The 17,100-nt window shown below is 46.0% G+C and carries 11 protein-coding genes; 5 read left to right on the top strand and 6 right to left on the bottom strand.

Annotated elements, in window-relative coordinates:
* Positions 1-550: 550 nt before the first annotated feature.
* Together HRU80_02140 and HRU80_02135 are read right to left on the bottom strand one after the other, a co-directional pair.
* Entirely contained in the window at positions 551-1,840 is a 1,290-nt protein-coding gene (locus tag HRU80_02140; protein QOJ27729.1) for a 3-deoxy-D-manno-octulosonic acid transferase, read from the bottom strand.
* Entirely contained in the window at positions 1,840-2,808 is a 969-nt protein-coding gene (locus tag HRU80_02135; GenBank protein QOJ27728.1) for a glycosyltransferase family 9 protein, read from the bottom strand. Before HRU80_02135 ends, HRU80_02140 begins: the two co-directional genes overlap by 1 nt.
* A 644-nt stretch (positions 2,809-3,452) precedes the next feature.
* Between HRU80_02135 and HRU80_02130 the strand changes: the two genes are divergently transcribed.
* From HRU80_02130 to HRU80_02120, 3 genes are all read left to right on the top strand, one after another.
* The gene (locus HRU80_02130; protein QOJ27727.1) at positions 3,453-4,895 is read left to right on the top strand and encodes a T9SS type A sorting domain-containing protein; all 1,443 of its coding nucleotides are present in this window, start codon (positions 3,453-3,455) and stop codon (positions 4,893-4,895) included.
* A gap of 86 nt (positions 4,896-4,981) precedes the next feature.
* On the top strand, positions 4,982-5,326 hold the full coding sequence (locus tag HRU80_02125) for a rhodanese-like domain-containing protein (protein QOJ27726.1): 345 nt from the start codon (positions 4,982-4,984) through the stop codon (positions 5,324-5,326).
* A gap of 439 nt (positions 5,327-5,765) precedes the next feature.
* Entirely contained in the window at positions 5,766-7,112 is a 1,347-nt protein-coding gene (locus tag HRU80_02120; protein QOJ27725.1) for an ATP-binding protein, read from the top strand.
* Positions 7,113-7,302: 190 nt separating this feature from the next.
* Here HRU80_02120 and HRU80_02115 read toward each other — a convergent pair whose 3' ends face one another.
* Positions 7,303-8,427, bottom strand: coding sequence for an ATP-binding protein (locus HRU80_02115; GenBank protein ID QOJ27724.1), 1,125 nt, complete (start codon positions 8,425-8,427; stop codon positions 7,303-7,305).
* A 403-nt stretch (positions 8,428-8,830) separates the two neighbouring features.
* Here HRU80_02115 and HRU80_02110 point away from each other — a divergent pair, with 403 nt between their 5' ends.
* Both HRU80_02110 and HRU80_02105 read left to right on the top strand, forming a co-directional pair.
* Complete coding sequence (locus tag HRU80_02110; GenBank protein ID QOJ27723.1) at positions 8,831-10,558, top strand: T9SS type A sorting domain-containing protein; 1,728 nt, start codon at positions 8,831-8,833, stop codon at positions 10,556-10,558.
* Between the two features lie 300 nt (positions 10,559-10,858).
* Positions 10,859-13,900 (top strand): T9SS type A sorting domain-containing protein, encoded by a 3,042-nt coding sequence (locus tag HRU80_02105; GenBank protein QOJ27722.1) that lies wholly within the window; start codon positions 10,859-10,861, stop codon positions 13,898-13,900.
* A gap of 529 nt (positions 13,901-14,429) precedes the next feature.
* On the opposite strand, the gene HRU80_02100 is transcribed toward HRU80_02105, so the two are convergent.
* Genes HRU80_02100 through HRU80_02090 form a run of 3 tightly spaced genes read right to left on the bottom strand, consistent with a single transcriptional unit; the run spans position 14,430 to position 17,040 of the window.
* Positions 14,430-15,095: a phosphoribosylanthranilate isomerase gene (locus HRU80_02100; GenBank protein ID QOJ27721.1), complete on the bottom strand. Its 666-nt coding sequence runs from the start codon at positions 15,093-15,095 to the stop codon at positions 14,430-14,432.
* On the bottom strand, positions 15,071-15,889 hold the full coding sequence (locus tag HRU80_02095; GenBank protein QOJ27720.1) for an SDR family NAD(P)-dependent oxidoreductase: 819 nt from the start codon (positions 15,887-15,889) through the stop codon (positions 15,071-15,073). Before HRU80_02095 ends, HRU80_02100 begins: the two co-directional genes overlap by 25 nt.
* A gap of 20 nt (positions 15,890-15,909) precedes the next feature.
* Positions 15,910-17,040 carry a DUF1624 domain-containing protein gene (locus HRU80_02090; GenBank protein ID QOJ27719.1) on the bottom strand — a complete coding sequence of 377 codons (1,131 nt, stop codon included), beginning with the start codon at positions 17,038-17,040 and terminating at the stop codon, positions 15,910-15,912.
* Positions 17,041-17,100 lie beyond the last annotated feature (60 nt).

The raw sequence follows: 17,100 nt of genomic DNA, 5'->3' as shown, positions 1-17,100 counted from the left end.
CACGTTGAACGAGCATAAAAATGCCGGGAGTTTTTATTGCATTCGCTGTACAATTACTGTAACCGCGGAGCCACGGAGGCGATCAAGCGGGGACTAAGGCAAAAAACACTTCCTGTCTGACTCAAAATGCCCTCTTAAGCCAGAAACCGGAATGCTCATTTGCCGTTAAACGGCAGATGCCGGAAATCCTCTTCATAAATTTACAAAATAATATAAAGAAAGCAAGTTTCTCTTGTACTGAAGTTTTGCCGTTTATCATAAAAACCTGATTATAATCGAATAATCAGCGTTTCTGGCATCAAAAATCCGCATGAATTGCATAAATAATCCGGAATACGTTTCAAATAAGACAATAACAGGATACATAATGAGCAGTAGGCTCATACCTTATCGAAGTAAAAAGCTGTAAGGAGCAGAACTGGCAGCGGCCGGAGATTGGGGAAAAAGGCAGGTTATTCTGTTTATAAGCCAGTTGATTGTGTTTATTTGCCGCAGTATTTTAGTTAAAAGCCGCAAACTCTTAAATCATTCACAATTCATAATTCATACTTCATACTTCATAATTCTTATTAAGTATTTCCCCGATGGCAGAAATAATATTGCTCGTTGCCCCGAGATTTGACTGCACAAACTCACCCGCTGCCCGGCCTCTTTCCTTTCTTGCCGCGTCGTTATTAAGGAGGCGGCTCAGTTGTATATATGCATCCTTCTTTGTGCGGATGATGATGCCTCCGCCGGAAGAGGCAAGGCGCCCGGCTTCCTGGGAGTTATATATCTTCGGACCGTAAAGCACCGGCACGCTGTAAACCGCGGCTTCAAGAACGTTGTGAACATTGCTCTTAAAGCTCCCGCCGACAAACGTGATATCAGCGTAACTGTAAAGCGTGAGCAGAAGTCCGATGCCGTCAATAAGCAGAATACGTTCACCGGCATAACTGTTCTGACGGCTGAACCGGATGGTGGTGTGTCCGGTGAAATCAGCTTCAAGCTTTTCGAGGTGCTCTATTGCGGGCTCGTGAGGTGCAATAATAATAAAAAGATCATGATGATATTTGAGCAATTTAAGGAGAGCGGGTATCATTACTTCTTCATCTTCCTCCCATGAACTGCCAAGGACGATTACTTTTTTCCCCGCGGTGATTTCGGGGCGGAGGATATTCTGCTCTTTTGCTCCGAGGGAACGCATATATACGCGGTCGAAGCGGGTATCACCGCCGAGGGCAAGCTGCTTATCCGTGCATCCGAAGCGGCGGAAGTTCTCACGGTCCCGCTCTGAAACCGTAAGAATTCTTGTGAAATTTCTGAACAGAGCGGCATGAAATGACCTGAGCCCCGGCATCCCCCGCTTGCTTCCGTCCTTCATGGTTGCATCAGCAATCAGAATAGGGATATTCCGGCGGGAGAGTTCCCAGATATGATTCGGCCAGAAGTCATAGCGCATAATAACCGCCAGCGCGGGACGAGTCATGGTAATAAAGCGCTCAGCAGATGAGGCGGTGTCGAACGGTATATATGAAATCAGATCGGCGAATTTATATTTCCTGGAGTTGTCATATCCGGAAGGAGAAAAGAAGGTCACCAGGATATTATAGATATTCTGTTTCCGCAGTTCTTCGATGATTGGTTTTGCCTGTTCAAACTCCCCGAGTGACGCGGAGTGGAACCAGAGCAGGGGGCGGGTTTTATCCAGCCGTGCGGAATTAAGAATCAGTTCTTCAAACAAACGTTTTCTCCCCTTCTGCCCTTTTCTGATCTTTTTATTGAACAGCGCTGCCGCGTTAAAAAGAAGATAGATAACGGGAATGAGAAGATTATAGATAATCCGGTAAACTGCCTGCATTATGCCTCTGCGAGATGTTTCAGGTGAGCGAGCGCGTCGGAGGGCTTCAACTCAGTCATACACAGAAAATGCCCTTTGGGACAGGAGGCGCGTCCAATATGAGAGCAGGGCCTGCATGCAAGCGTGTTGTTTTCCATGATAACCGATTTGTTTTTATAAGGGATAAATCCGAAGTGACGGACTGTACTACCGAAAAATACTAAAACCGGAACTTGCACCGAACAGGAAAGATGCATCAGACCGGAATCATTGCACACCGCAGCCCGGCAATAAGTAAGAGCAGTGGCTGCATACTCAATGGGGTGATCGCCGGAGAGATTCACCGACTCAGGAACTGCATTGGCTATTCTGCAGCATAGAGGGAAATCGTCCTTACCGCCAAGCAAAACAGGCGTAAAACCGTCACGCACCAACGCTCTATTTAGCTCAATAAAGCGGTTCTCCCCCCACATTTTTGTGAAATGCCTGGAGCCGGGTGCAACGGCGATATATTTCTTACCTCTTTCGAGCGGGACATCAACGGGGGTGAACCGGAATTCCAGACCCTGTTCATCCGGCTCAAGTCCGGGTACTGAGAAGATATACCGTTCAGGAATGGGGGGCAGTCCGTCAAGCCGGTTTAATTTAAAGTTTACCAGAAGCCATTTTTTAAGACTATGTTTTTTAAACCGGTGAACGGGCGCTGAAAGTCCTGAGGTTAGTCTTCTGCTTCTCGGGTTGTTCTGCAGGTCAATTATCATATCATATCCGGCGGCGGCAATCTGCTGCTTCAGATCACTGGCTGTCTCTTTACTGAAACGGATAACCCGGTTTATATAAGGAGAACCCGAGATCAGGGAGGCGTATTCCGGCTTTACGACATAGTCTGCCTGAGCATCCGGGTACTTTTTCCTAAGCACCCTCAGCAGCGGTGTGGTGAGGAGGATATCACCGAGAGAGCTGAACCGGATGATGAGTATGGATTTCAAAAATTCTTTAATTTCATTTCCCTAAAGATACTTCCTGAATTAAGAAGTATGAAGGTTGAATTATGAATTATTTTTTGGAGATAAGAGATTTGTAATTTTACCGCATAGAGAGAATTTTGGTACTGCAACCGCACAAAGGAAGTATGAATTATGAGGTATGAAGTATGAATTGCGGATTTCCGTGCTCATCTGCGAAATCTGCGGGAAAGCTATTTGTGGTTTTGCTTGAGGTTCGACCCAGCAATCGCACGCGGATTTTACGGATGCTTCGCAGCGCTGATTTTCACGGATCGGAAACTGTCTGCGGTCATCTGCGAAATCTGTGGGAAAGTTTTTTGCGCGGGACGTGGATTACATGACTCACCCCCAAACCCCCTCTCTTTCCGTCATTGGCGGATCTTGTGTTATTTTCTGTTTTGTGAGTTATGATGTATGTGCAAAAGTAATAATCTGTTCGGAAAAAGAGGGGGCTGAAGAATACGGTTTGTTTTATGTGAAATATTTCTCTGCGTTAATCTGCGAAATCTGCGGGAAATTCTTTGCGGCTTAGCGCGAACTTTTGCCTTACCGGGGGAATTCTGAGTACCATCTGAAACCGGAAGGGAAAAGTGGTTAAGTTTGTATATCATTTACAGAGAAATTACTTGAAACAAAAACTATTACTTTTTGTTTTGCTTGCCGCCAGCCAGATTTCAGCGCAGCAGCAGTTCAGCAAATGGATTACCTATCTTAATATAGCCCCCTCATCCGTGCGCGATGCATCAATTGATTCCTTTATGACTGCCAACAGCGGCCAGTTACCCTACATTGAAAATGATACCGCGGTTTTTATCTACCGGGGAACGGCAAACACCATACAGATAGCGGGTGATTTTAACGGGTGGTCACCAGGTTATACCATGACCCGGGTGAGCAGTTCCACGCTTTACTACTACAAAAAAGCATTTGAAAATAATGCACGGCTTGATTACAAATATGTCCGTAACGGGTCATCATGGATACTTGATCCGCATAATCCAAGAACCGTGACCGGCGGGTTCGGGCCGAACTCGGAGCTTGCCATGCCGGGATATATACAGCCGCCGGAGATTATCTATAACAGCGCCATCCCGCACGGAACAGTGCTCACAACACAGTTAACGGCTTCAAACGGCGCCGGCACGTTCCAGATAAAGATCTACCTGCCGCCGGGATACGGAGATAACCCGCAGAAACGCTATCAGGCAGCTTATTTCCATGACGGATTTGAATATATAGATCTTGCCTCAGCGGTACATGTGATGGATAACCTTACTGCCGCGGGAAAAATAGAACCGCTGGTCGGGGTTTTTGTAAGGCCCAATAACCGGAACGATGAATACGCAGGCAGCAAACGGGCGCAGTATGCAGAGTTCTTTGCACAGCAGCTTGTCCCCTATATAGATGCCCAGTACCGCACTCAGGCGCAGGCAAACAAACGCATGACCGCGGGGGACTCCTTCGGCGGCAATATCTCCGGATATATATCATTCCACTACCCGGAAGTGTTTGGCCTCTGCGGACTTCACTCCGGTGCGTTCTGGCCCAACAGCTATGAAGTATATAATCTTTTTATCAACGCTCCTTTTAAGCCGGTGAAGTTTGCGGCGGTATGGGGCACGTATGAGTCCCTCTTTACCAATATGCGGAACTTCCGTGATCAGATGACCGCAAAGGGGAATGAACTGATCTGGAGTGAACTGCCGGAGGGGCACAGCTGGGGACTCTGGCGCGCGAATATAGATTTTCTTCTGGAATATTTTTTCCCTCCGGCCCCCTCTTCAGCAGAGGAAGATATTACCGCACCGGGGCTATTTACTCTGTCAGCGTACCCGAATCCTTTTAACCCGGAAACCACCGTGGGGATTACTCTCGGTCAGAAAAGCTTTGTTACTCTTTCGGTTTATAATCTTGCCGGCGAGCAGGTAAAGGTTCTCTTCAGAGGAGAGGCGGAGGCGGGTACAACGAACATCCGGTTTAATGCGGAAAACCTTCCCTCGGGGACATATTTTGCAGCTTTAAGGACACAAAACAGCACGAAGACCCTTAAAATAATGCTGCTCAAATAGCCGAAAGTCCCGGCAGAGAAAGAATGAATCCACAATCAGCCGACTGCATCATACGAGACTGAAAATTCATTAATAACAGGAGATACATGTTCGGTTCTTTATTCGGAGGAGGTTCCTCTAATAATCTGGATTCTAAATCATTCGAAGAAAAATTAAACAGCGATAAAAACGGCGTTCTGATTGACGTCCGCACCAAAGAAGAGTATCAGGCAATCCGGATACCCGGCTCAAAACTGATTGATATTTATGACCGCAGCTTTAAGGAAAAAATTGAAAAGCTGGACAAATCAAAGACCTACTATGTTTACTGCCAGAGCGGAAGCAGAAGCGGACAGGCAACCAAATTCATGAAGCAGATGGGCTTTGAGAATGTCTATAACCTTGCAACAGGAATCGGCCGCTGGCACGGTAAAACCGAAAGCGGAAGATAAAAAAAACAATTAGTAATGAGGAGTTAGTAATTAGTAATGGGGGATATATATCAATGTACAATGAACAATGTACTATTTACAATGTAGGTTTGATTCACAATGAATTCACCATCAGAGGATCGTACAGGACTTAGACCTGCAGAGAAGTTCCCTCTGATATAGTTTCTCTTTAAGGCAGAGACCCCCTTAACCCGGGTTTCTGCCGGTTTATAAAAACCCCAAAAAATCCTCAATTTCGGCCCCCTCTCAGGCAAATGCCCTTACTTTGTGCAGAACTTACCCCAAATTGCCCTTCCTTTGTGCAGGTTAAAACCAAAATTGCCCTTCCTTTGTGCAAATTTTTACCAAAAATGCCCTGACTTTGTGCAAGCTTGAGGCAAAAATGCCCTGACTTTGTGCAGATTATTTGTAACTTTGGACCATATTTAAAGGATTTCTAATGTTTGAAAGAGCTATTCTGTCTGACCTTAAGGCATGGTCTAAAAAACCGGATAGAAAGCCACTTGTAATTCGCGGAGCCCGGCAGGTTGGCAAAACAACGGTTGTCAAACAATTCTCCCGTAATTATGAAACGTACCTCTACTTTAATCTGGAGTCAGTACGGGACAAAGAACTGTTTTCAACCTTCAAGACCATTGAGGATTTGATAAAAGGAATGTTCTTTGTTAAAAATCAGCAATATGACAGAACCAGGCGAACTCTCATCTTTATTGACGAAATTCAGCAGGTACCCGAAGCGCTTAGAATGCTCCGGTATTTCTATGAGAATGCTCCTGATATTCACATCATTGCAGCAGGCTCAATGCTGGAAAGTCTCTTTACTAAGAATGTAAGCTTTCCGGTCGGAAGAGTTGAGTATATGGTGCTTCGTCCTGTTTCATTTGCGGAATTTCTGGGAGCGCTTGGGGAAACATCAGCTCTTGAGGAGCTTAAAGAGATTCCTATCCGTGATTATGTAATCCCAAAATTGAATAATTTATATACCATTTATCTGCTGATAGGTGGAATGCCCGAAATAGTTGCCTCTTACGCAGCAGAAAGAGATTTGGTAAAGCTTAAACCGGTTTATGACAGTCTGATTATTTCCTACATTGATGATGTTGAAAAATATGCACACTCGCCTTCAAAAACGGAGATTTTGCGTCATGTTATACGATCATCTTTTGCTGTGGCAGGAAGCAGAATCACGTTTGAAGGATTTGGCAATTCATCATACAATTCACGGGAGATTGGCGAGGCACTTAGAACTCTGGAGAAGGCATTTTTTATTTCATTGATATATCCGAACCCGGCTGCCTCACTTCCGCTGATGCCAAATCTCAGAAAAAAACCTAAACTGCAGCTTTTGGATACCGGGCTTATGAATTATTTTCTGGGAATACAGAAGGATATACTCTTTTCACCGGATTTACATCATATATATGGAGGAAAAGCGGTTGAACACATGACAGGCCAGGAAATGATTGCTCCCGAAAGAAGCGCATTAAGCACACTGGGATTCTGGACCAGGGAGAAAAAATCATCGCAGGCTGAGGTAGATTATATATTTCCTGATGAAGGCAGACTAATTCCGGTTGAAGTGAAATCCGGTCCGTCCGGCAAGCTGCGTTCGCTGCATCAGTTTATGGAGGAGGCTCCGCATGATCTGGCGGTCAGATTTTATTCAGGAGAATTTTCAGATACAAAAGTAACCACGCCGGCAGGTAAAAGTTTCCGGCTGCTGAATCTTCCTCTGTTTCTTGCCGGAGAGTTGCGCAATTATTTACGATGGGCAGACTCCCGATAGGTATAAAAATCGGGGGTTTGTACATCCGCTGTAACCCGGCTGTATGTTACATAAGGAAAACATTTGCAGAATTAGATAAAGCACTAAAAGTGCTCCCCATTGTAAAGTGTTCATTGTAAATTATACATTAATATGTATATCGCAGATTAAACTCACCTTTCATTACTAATTACTCATTACTAATTCCTAATTATTCCACGAGCCACTCTTTGTAGTTTGACGGCGTAATCACACGGAACGATGCCTGAGGCAGGGCTTTGTGCCATGCCGCGGGAGATTTCTTTTTTGCGGAGCGAAGAGTGAATTTATATCCGGTCAGCTTTCCGCCGGAGTCTTCCAGCCAGGGAATGCTTAGTCCGTCATAAGTGCGCAGGAAATAATTTGTAACTGCACGGCGCTGATTTCTCTGCTGCTTGAGACGCTGAGAAATAAGGTAGTTTTCCCAGAGGATATATATATCATCCCGTTTATCGGCAGCAGAAAAATTATTCAGCAGGGAATTGCGGAGCCCGTTATCAAGAAAGTACCAGCGCCGCTGCCCGGCAAGGTGCCGTTTCCCCGCTTCGGCATAAGGCGCAACCGGATGGATAATAAAGAGACGGCTGAGCACCTCAAGATACTTTTCAGCGGTGTTTTTGCTGATGGAAAGCTCCTTCCCCAGTTCATTCATACTCAGTTCATTTCCGGCACGTTCAGCCAGAAGCAGCATCAGCCGCCCGATTTTTTCTGATACGCGTATCCCTTCGGCAGCGGGAATATCTTTATATATGCAGTCATTCACCACGGAGCGGAGATAGTCCTCTTTCTCTTTTGGGCCTGTCAGGGAAAAGAGCGCGGGGTAACAGCCGTAGATAAGCCGTTCCATAAGAGGAGCGCTCTGATCACCGGGAGGAAGTTCTTTTTCAGCCAGGGGAAAAAGGTGGAAGGTATATTTTTGTCCGCGGAGCGGATCATCGGGGTCATCACCAAACGCATCGGAAGAGGAAGCGGCAAGGATAATCTTAACTGCCTCGGCATCATCCAGCAGGCGCAGCACCGTTTCGGTTATATCGGGAATCTTGCGGGCTTCATCAAGGATAAAGAAACGGCTGCTGCCAAGCATGGTCATGAACCGGCCGGAGTTTGCCGGGTCAAGCAGTTCCTGCACACGAAGGTCTTCACCGTTAAGGAATAGCGCCTCATACTCCCGTTCATCTGCCCAAAGCCGGAGAAGGTGAGACTTCCCCGCTCCCCGCGGACCGAGAAGTACCAGAACCCGCCGGGAACCAAGATACCTGCTGGCAATAGTATGAAGCTGGCGTTCTATTTCAAGCATATTCAGCCAATTTTAGTCAGATTAATAATAACAAATTAGCAAAATAATATAATTAGTTATTTGTAATTAGGAGTTAGTAATCAGAAATGAGTAAATGGCGATCTAAAACTCTGCGGGGCTTTGCGTCTGACTTTACCTCCTTTGCGTTAAATTTTTCCTGGTTTATTTGCGGCTTTGCGAGAGCTTTTTTACTAATGCCGCTATTATTAAACGTCTCAATTTTTATAAATTTTATTTGTCCTTTTGCGGCGAACTATCTATTTTTGCGGGGACCGGATTGGTCGTCAACCAAATTTTTTTCGCACACGGCTGTGCTGAGGTTGCTCTGATAGATGGGGCCCAGCGGGAAACTCTGACTCCTTCCGGTAAATAAATTTCCAACATCAACCAAATTGGAGGAAACATGAAATTCATGTTGCCGGTTCTGTTCGCTGTAATTTTTTCTGCCGTTACCCTCTTTCCACAAAAAGCCGGCAGTCAGGATAATACTGTACCCGCAGTTACAAACACTTCTGAAAATCCCCGCATTAAATACGCAAACACACCAAATGAAACTGAAGCGATAACGTGGAGTGCATTGGTGCAAGGTGATTATAATGGTGTATCAGGCGGCTCTGGTATTAGAGTAAACGCCGTACTTGTTATTGGCAGCGATGTTTATATTGGAGGTAAATTTCAAAGTGCGGGAGGAAGTACTGTTAATAATATTGTAAAATGGAACGGTTCCGTATTTTCCTCTCTTGGAGTTGGCGTTAATAATACGGTGAATGCACTTGCTTACTATGACGGTAAAATCATTGCCGGAGGAATATTTAGTGAGGCGGGGGGTAATAGTATTATTGCGAACATAGCACAATGGAACGGAGAAGCGTGGTCCGCTATTGGAAGCGGAGTTAATGGAGAAGTAAATGCCCTGGTGGTGGATGGAGGTGATTTGTATGCAGGTGGAACTTTTTCTACGGCAGGAGGAAACTCAGCAAGCCGTATTGCCAAATGGAATGGATCAGCTTGGTCTGCACTTGGAACCGGTACAAATGAAGAGGTTAATACTATTGCAGCATCAGAAGGAATTATCTATGCTGGTGGAAATTTTACTCAGGCTGGCGGGATTAATGCGGATTATGTTGCAAGGTGGAACGGCACCTCTTGGTCTGCTTTGGGTTCGGGTCTTGGGGGAACGGTAAATGCCATTGAAATATCAGGCAGTGACATTTATGCCGGCGGGAGTTTTTCAGGTTATATATCAAAGTGGAATGGTTCATCCTGGTCATCCTTAGGAACCGGACCCGATGATGTTGTTTACGCAATAAAAGTCTCAGGAAATGATATATACGCGGGTACTAATACAACAATGAAAAAATTTTCAGGTGGAACCTGGTCAACAGTTGGAACGGGTACTGGTTCATCTGTTTTTGCGCTTGCTTTAAATACTACGGCGGGAGAAATGTATGTTGGAGGGGCATTCACATCTGCGGGCGGCAACACAGCAAACAGAATTGCAAAATTTACCGACACTGATAACCCCCTCCCCGTTGAGCTAACCTCATTTTCCGCAAAGCGGGTTTCGGGCGGGGTGGAACTGCGCTGGGCGACTGCAACAGAAGTGAACAACTACGGCTTTGAAATTGAACGCGCGTCTGCTGTAGAAACAATGCATGCACCGTCTCTACAAAACCGCAATTGGGAGAATATTGATTTTGTACCTGGTCACGGCAACAGCAATTCACCAAAGCAGTATATATACAGGGACAATAACAGCAGAGCCAATCAGGGCTATATCTACCGCCTCAAACAGGTTGACTCGGACGGCAGTTTCAGTTATTCGGGAGAACTGTATGTGTCCGCCGGTGCGCCAGCATCATTTGAGCTTAAACAGAACTTCCCTAATCCGTTTAATCCTGTGACTATGATCAGCTATACCCTGCCTTCATCAGGAATAGTTCAGCTAAAAATCTATAATACAACCGGAGAAGAAGTTGCCGCACTGGTGAATGAAATTCAGGAGGCAGGCAGTTATCAGATTAGCTTTAACGGCAGCGGGCTTGCCAGCGGAACATATCTGTACCGGATCACCGTAACTTCTGCTGCCGGTGTATATACACAGAGCAGGAAGATGATCATTCTTAAATAATTAGTAATTAGCAGTTAGTAATTAGTAATGGGGAGCAATGTACAATGAATAATTTACAATGTACACGAGGGAGCCCTTTGCGGCTTTGCGTGAGGTTCGGTTCTGTAACGGCACCCGGATTCTACGGATGCAAGGAGCGCTGATTTTCACGGATCGGAAAATTCTTTGCGAAACCTCTTTGCGGTTTTGCCTCTTTGCGCGAGATGCTGAGGACTCCTGTTTTTTTAATTTTTATTCTTAAATTTGTAAAGCAGATTTTTTAGTTGCTCTGCTTCAGGGACCTATTAGAAAGTTAATACTATGACCACGCGAATTGTGCTCATTGTTATTAGTGTTTTTTTGCTTACTTCGCTACACCTTCATGCAGATAACACTCTCGTCACCCGTGTGCCTAATACCACCCAGCAAAAACCAGGATACATAAAAAACCTTGTCATTGTTGCTGAACCTCATGGCGCCTACACCGAACAGTCATTATACCTCGAATACACTGATAACGGAGTCTTCCCTGGTATAAATAGTGTTGAAATTATCCACAGATTTGAGCTTCCTGAAGGAGCGGTCGTTAATGACCTCTGGCTTTGGGTGGGCAGCGATGTTATGAAGGGAATAATACTGGACACCTGGACTGCCCGCGGAATTTATGACAGTATTGTTGCCATGAAGCGTGACCCGGCCTTTCTGACCAAGCGTGGTAATCAGTATGAATTAAAAATTTATCCGCTTATCTCAGGCCATACCCGAAAAATTAAGATGAATATCATCATCCCGACCCGGTGGGACTCTGCAAATGCCTTCGCCGAACTGCCGCTTAAATATCTGACTGCTTCCGGAGGAGCTACGCTTCCCGCAGACCTTCTTTTCAGACAGCGTCTGCCTCAGTGGGGTACGCCCGGCATACCTGAAATTCCAGAGGCGGTATTTAATCCGCTCGCTGACACGATGGGTTATATATATCAGCGCTACACGGTGCAAAATGTAAAAGCTCTTAGTTCGTTCCGGATTAAGTACGGTACTTCTTTTAGCAACGGCGCATTTTTTGATAACAACAATCTGCCGGATAAAGGCAACTTTTTTCAGTTTGGGTTTATCCCCTGGCAAGTGATGGGGGTGGACAGTTTTCCACGGCTGCCAGTAAAGACAGCTATAGGAATTGATCTGAGCGGTGATTTTTCGAAACATTCTTATTTGATAATTCCCAGACTTAAGGCCTCAATTAAATCTTCTCTTGCCGCCAATGACCAGTTCAGATTATTTGTTTCCGGTGCGGGAAAAATAAAAGAGCTTACCGAAAACTGGGTTACATACATGCCTGATGAAGTTGACTCGCTGCTTAACAGGTTTGTGAACAGTGATTTTGGTGACTCTGTATTTGTAAGCTCGCGCAGCAGAGTTTTGTATGGTGACCCTAAGGCGAAAAGTATCTGGAGTTATCCGGGTATTGATTCGGTAGCAGATATTATGTATTTCAGTTATTTACCGGATGCATTGAATCATCTCACCTGGGCGGATGCTGTTGCCGCGTATAATCATGGTTTTGAAGATGTATTAACCGACAATGAGGCACAGCAAATTCGGGTCCGGCTGGATTCTGTTTTTCTTGCGGGAGGAAGGTTTCTTACCTACTATGACCGGAACAGACTCTGGCATGAAAAACTCGCAAAATATTATATACCAACTTTGGGAGTTGCTTATAATACCAACAATGCTGTTACTTTATTCAGAACTGAAGATGGTAACATAAGCTGGGGTTTTCCGCCGGTACATGACCGGAATGGAGGGTATTTCTTATCGTTCAATGATTCAACGGTTAAAAAAGAATTAGTGAACAGTACCGGTGATGCAATGGTAATATCAAAAAGAATGGGCAACGGCGGACTGCTTGTGGTCACCGGTATCTGGCCTTTTAATGATGATGCTTCGCTGAGAAAAATGATGGCTATTCCGATGCTTGGGCTTAATTCTTCTGCAATTGAAGTTAATTATCTGCTGAAGGACCTGCTTTATACGCTGCGCAACGCGGCACTTGGTGATACCACAACCCGTCTGCTTGTCTATTCGAACTCTGACTCTCTGGTTAACGGAAGCGGCACCGAAGAGTGGATAAACGAATTTCTGACCCCTCTTACCACCGAGAGGTTATCTGTTAAATCTGTTAATCTGCTTGACGGGGTTGAGGTTATTCCGCCTGCTTATTATGCAGATGATAAAGAGTTTTACGGCAGCGGTTATCTGATGCACCGGCTTGCCGCAAGAACGTACGGAGCTCATTTTGAATCTCATATAACTGACTGGACAACTATTAACAATCTGCTTGCGCCAGGCACCAAACCAATGGTTGACAGTCTTAGTTTACATTTTACTTTTGACGGGCCTAATGACTCGCTTATTTCAGTTAAGCCGGTTAATAATTTCCTTTATAACCCCGATCAGCCTGTTATCTACATGGGACAGATGGAAGTCTCAAGCCAGATTACAGCTAACATAACAGCCCGGTTTACGGGAAGTTCACAGGTGTTTCAGAAAAGCATGGCGTATACGCCCTATTTTGATACAACGCTTAAGGTGAACATCATTCCAACAATGATCGGGAATGAAGAACTGAAGTATATGTTTGCAAACACCCCTACTGATACCGCAGGCATCGTAAGCAAAGCGGTTGAGAATAATCTGGTGAGCAACTATACAGCCCTGCTTTGTCTTGAACCGAATGATACTATTCATCCGATTATAAATCCGTTTGATGAAAGCGGGCTGGTGCCGGTTGAACTTACTTCGTTCAGTGCGGTTGTGGACTCTGGCGGAGTACAACTTTTCTGGCATGTGGCATCGGAGGTAAACAATGCCCGGTTTACTCTGGTGCGCATCGCGGGTGATCATGAAGAAATCATTGGAATGGTGTCCGGCCGCGGCACAGCCCTGACCCCCTTTATGTATTCATTTTTTGACGGTGATCTTCCTTCATCCGGTGCGCGATCGGTCCGATATATACTACGGCAGAGTGATTATGACGGAACAGAGAGAATCATCGGCGAGACGGAAGTAATGCTCAATGATATTCCCGTTGAATATTCGCTTGAGCAGAACTACCCGAATCCGTTTAATCCTGAAACCACCATTAAGTTTGGCATTCCGGAAGAAACGGTTGTTTCTGTTAAAGTGTATAACCTGCTTGGTGAGCTCGTGGTTACATTGCATAAAGGAATTCTGAAACCCGGGCACCACACACTCGTCTGGAACGGGAGAAATTCCGCTGGTCAGAGTGTCGGCGGAGGTATATATCTTTATTCTCTTGAGACCGGCAGCTACAGAAACGTCAAAAAGATGATCATTCTTAAATAATTAGTAATTAGCAGTTAGTAATTAGTAATGGGGAGGAGCAATGTACAATGAATAATTTACAATGCACAGGAGGGAGCCCTTTGCGGCTTGGCGTCAAAGCGCGGGGTTTGGCTCTGCAAACGCACGCGGATTTTACGGATGCAAGCAGCGCTGATTAGCGCGGATCGGAAAGCTCCTGGCGGCCTTATAGCTTTGCACGAGATTTTCCTGTGGACAATTTGGACGCTGGTTTAAAACTCTGCGTTAATCTGCGTGATCTGCGGGAAATCTCTTTGCGGCTAAGCGCGGGGTTCGGCTCTGCAAACGCACGCAGATTTTACGGATGCAAGCAGCGCTGATTTAAACGGATCGGAAAGCTCCTGGCGGCCTTATAGCTTTGCACGAGATTTTCCGGCGGACAATTGGGGCGCTGGTTTAAAACTCTGCGTTAATCTGCGTGATCTGCGGGAAATCTCTTTGCGTCTTAGCTGTCTTAGCGCTAGGTGTTGGGGAGAATGAGTCTTGGAGAATATATATAGATTAAAGCAGCTTAAACAGCAGCTATAAACTGTGCTAACTTTTCCTCATCAAGTGAGCCGTTTGTTCTGACCCCGCTGCAGAGGTCTAATCCGTAAGGGGAAACTGTGGTAATGGCCTGGCGTACGTTTTCCGGGCGGAGTCCGCCGGCTAAAAATAAGGGTTTGGAAACCGTCTCCCTGATGCGGCGGCTGAGTGACCAGTCATGCGTTCTGCCTGTGCCGCCGAGCTCCTTTACCGCAAGATTGGTATTGCCTGAGTCAAGCAGCAGGGCATCAGCGGTCTCCGCATATTTTTGCGCAGTATATATGGACTCCTCCCCTGTTACATGAATCACCTGTACGATTTTTATCCCTGGCAAAGCGCGCCGCAATTCGTGATGCACTTCCGCTGCTGTATAATCAGTTAACTGAATTGTGCTGCATCGGCAGATTTGTTGCTGGGCAAGGATTTCCTCAGTACTGGTTTTGCTGGAAAGCAGGAATGTTGAAACCCCCGGAGGAACCCCGCCGGCAATCTCTGCGATAAGCTCCAGACTGATTACTCCCGGACCGCTCGGCATTTCCGACACCAGACCCAGAGCTGAAGCTCCGTATTTAACTGCAAGTGCTGCTTCCTCTGGTGAAGAGATACAGCAGATTTTTACGCGCGGAATCAGTTCCTGTTTCTTCCTTTCCATGATTTCATGCTGTTATGAATGCCCAGCAGAATAATCAGCCGCTGAAACCATGAATCCGGCAGCAGTGCCCGCAGGCGGGGATTCAGATGCACGGTTATGGGACGCTTGGGGGAATACCTTCCTTTGCCCACAGCATCTTCAACAATCGCTTTTGCTATAACATCGTGGCTTTTAATCAGTGGCGCTATATATTTAGCGGGGAAACCGAGTTCGGCTCCTTCAAAAAGTCCGGTTGCAATATAGCTCGGGTGAACGGTCGAAAACTTAACACCGGTCTTGCCTGCATTGTAAGCTTCAAAACGGAGGGATTCGGTAAAGCCGTGCACCGCCCATTTGGTACCGGCATACACCGCAAGTCCGGCAACACCTAGCGTACTTGAAGCTGATGAGATATTAACCACATGACCGCGGTTGCGCTCATACATACCTGGCAGAAAAGCGCGCGTTGTATATATCAGCGATGTAAAATTAATTGCAATGGTTTTCTCCCACTCCTCATCGCTCCGTTCAAGGAAATCTCCGCCGATTACCCATCCGGCGTTATTCACCAGAATATCCACACGGCCCGCGGCTTCCAGGGTTTTGCGTGCGGTTTCATAGACTTCATCCTTTTTTGTAACATCACAGGAAAATGAGTAGATTTTGCCAAGGGGAGCAAGTTCAGAGGCGGCTTTTTCGAGTGCGGTACTGTTGATATCCCACAGGATAACAGTATCCCCTTTTTTGAGAAATCGTTTAGCGGTTGCCAGGCCTATGCCCATTGCTCCGCCGGTGATTAAAACGGTATTGTTCATGATAATTGTACGTGGTTATGTTACGTTGATATATAAAAAATGATTAGAGCCGCGACTGCAGCCGGGGTTCCGTACTGAAACGCCTTTGGATAGTTCTGCTTGAGTGCAGACCAGCCGTAAGCAGCACCCCACATGAGTGCCGCAAGAAGTATGGTTGCGGCTATGGATTCCATGACGTTCAGAGTATATTTAAAACTGCCGTTCAGACTCTCCCCGCCAATCTTCCGGTAGATAACCTGCAGATGCAGCCAGTAAACCAGCAGTGATTCTTTTCCGAATCCGGAAAGAATCCTGACAGCCGGCCTCTCCCCCTGTTTAGCAAAAAGCCAGCACGCGTAGAAAATCAGGAATATATATCCTGCCCGCAGAAAGAAGAAGGTGATCTCCGGCTTCATCATTGCCATATGCAGGGGAGACTCTTCTATATACAGCAGCGAACCGGCAAGCACAAAAATAATTCCGGTATATAACATCGCGCCGAAGTATTTTGCCTCTTCGCCTTTCTGCCTGAATTCACTGAAGATGATGGAAAGAAACGCTCCGAGAAAAAGAAACCCTGACCAGGGGAAGAGAGGAAACAACGAACCCCCCATTTTGTTCATATACGCGGCAAGCGCGGGATGAAGCATGCCGCTGAAATCCGTCACCCAGATCTGAGGCGCGGGAAGGATAAATGCCAGGGTGAAGAATGCCGTTATATACTTAAATACTCGGTCATTGGTTATCACCAGCCGGAGCAAAAAGAGCAGAAGCAGAGAAACGGCAATACACTGCAGAACGTCTATGGCAAACAAATGACGCCACTGCTCCGGGGTTGATTTTTGCAGCGTCTTGCTCAGGTTGAAATACGGCAGATGAAGACTGTAGCCGGCCAGCAGGATAAGCAGTATTCGCCCGACCTGCCGGTAAAACTGCCATCCGAAGGTGCGGAACTCTTTTATCTTTTTTTGGCTTGCAAGGATAAATGCAAAGCCGGAAATAAACAGGAAAGACGGCGCAACCAGTCCGTTGATGAAGTTCAGAATCATGAACCATCCGGATGGACGGTAGGACTGCAGCAGGAACGCGTTAAACACATGGACCTCAATCATCAGCAGAAGCACCAGTCCGCGGTGAAGGTCTATGAAAGCAAGGCGAGAAGTTTTTTCCAAATTACCGGAGTATGATTTAAGTTAAGTGTGCAAATTAAAGTATTGTCAGGAAAACGGATA

The sequence above is a fragment of the Ignavibacteriales bacterium genome (assembly GCA_015709675.1).
Taxonomy (GTDB): Bacteria; Bacteroidota; Ignavibacteria; order Ignavibacteriales; family Ignavibacteriaceae; genus H2-BAC3.
This window is presented reverse-complemented; position numbering and strand designations above follow the sequence as displayed.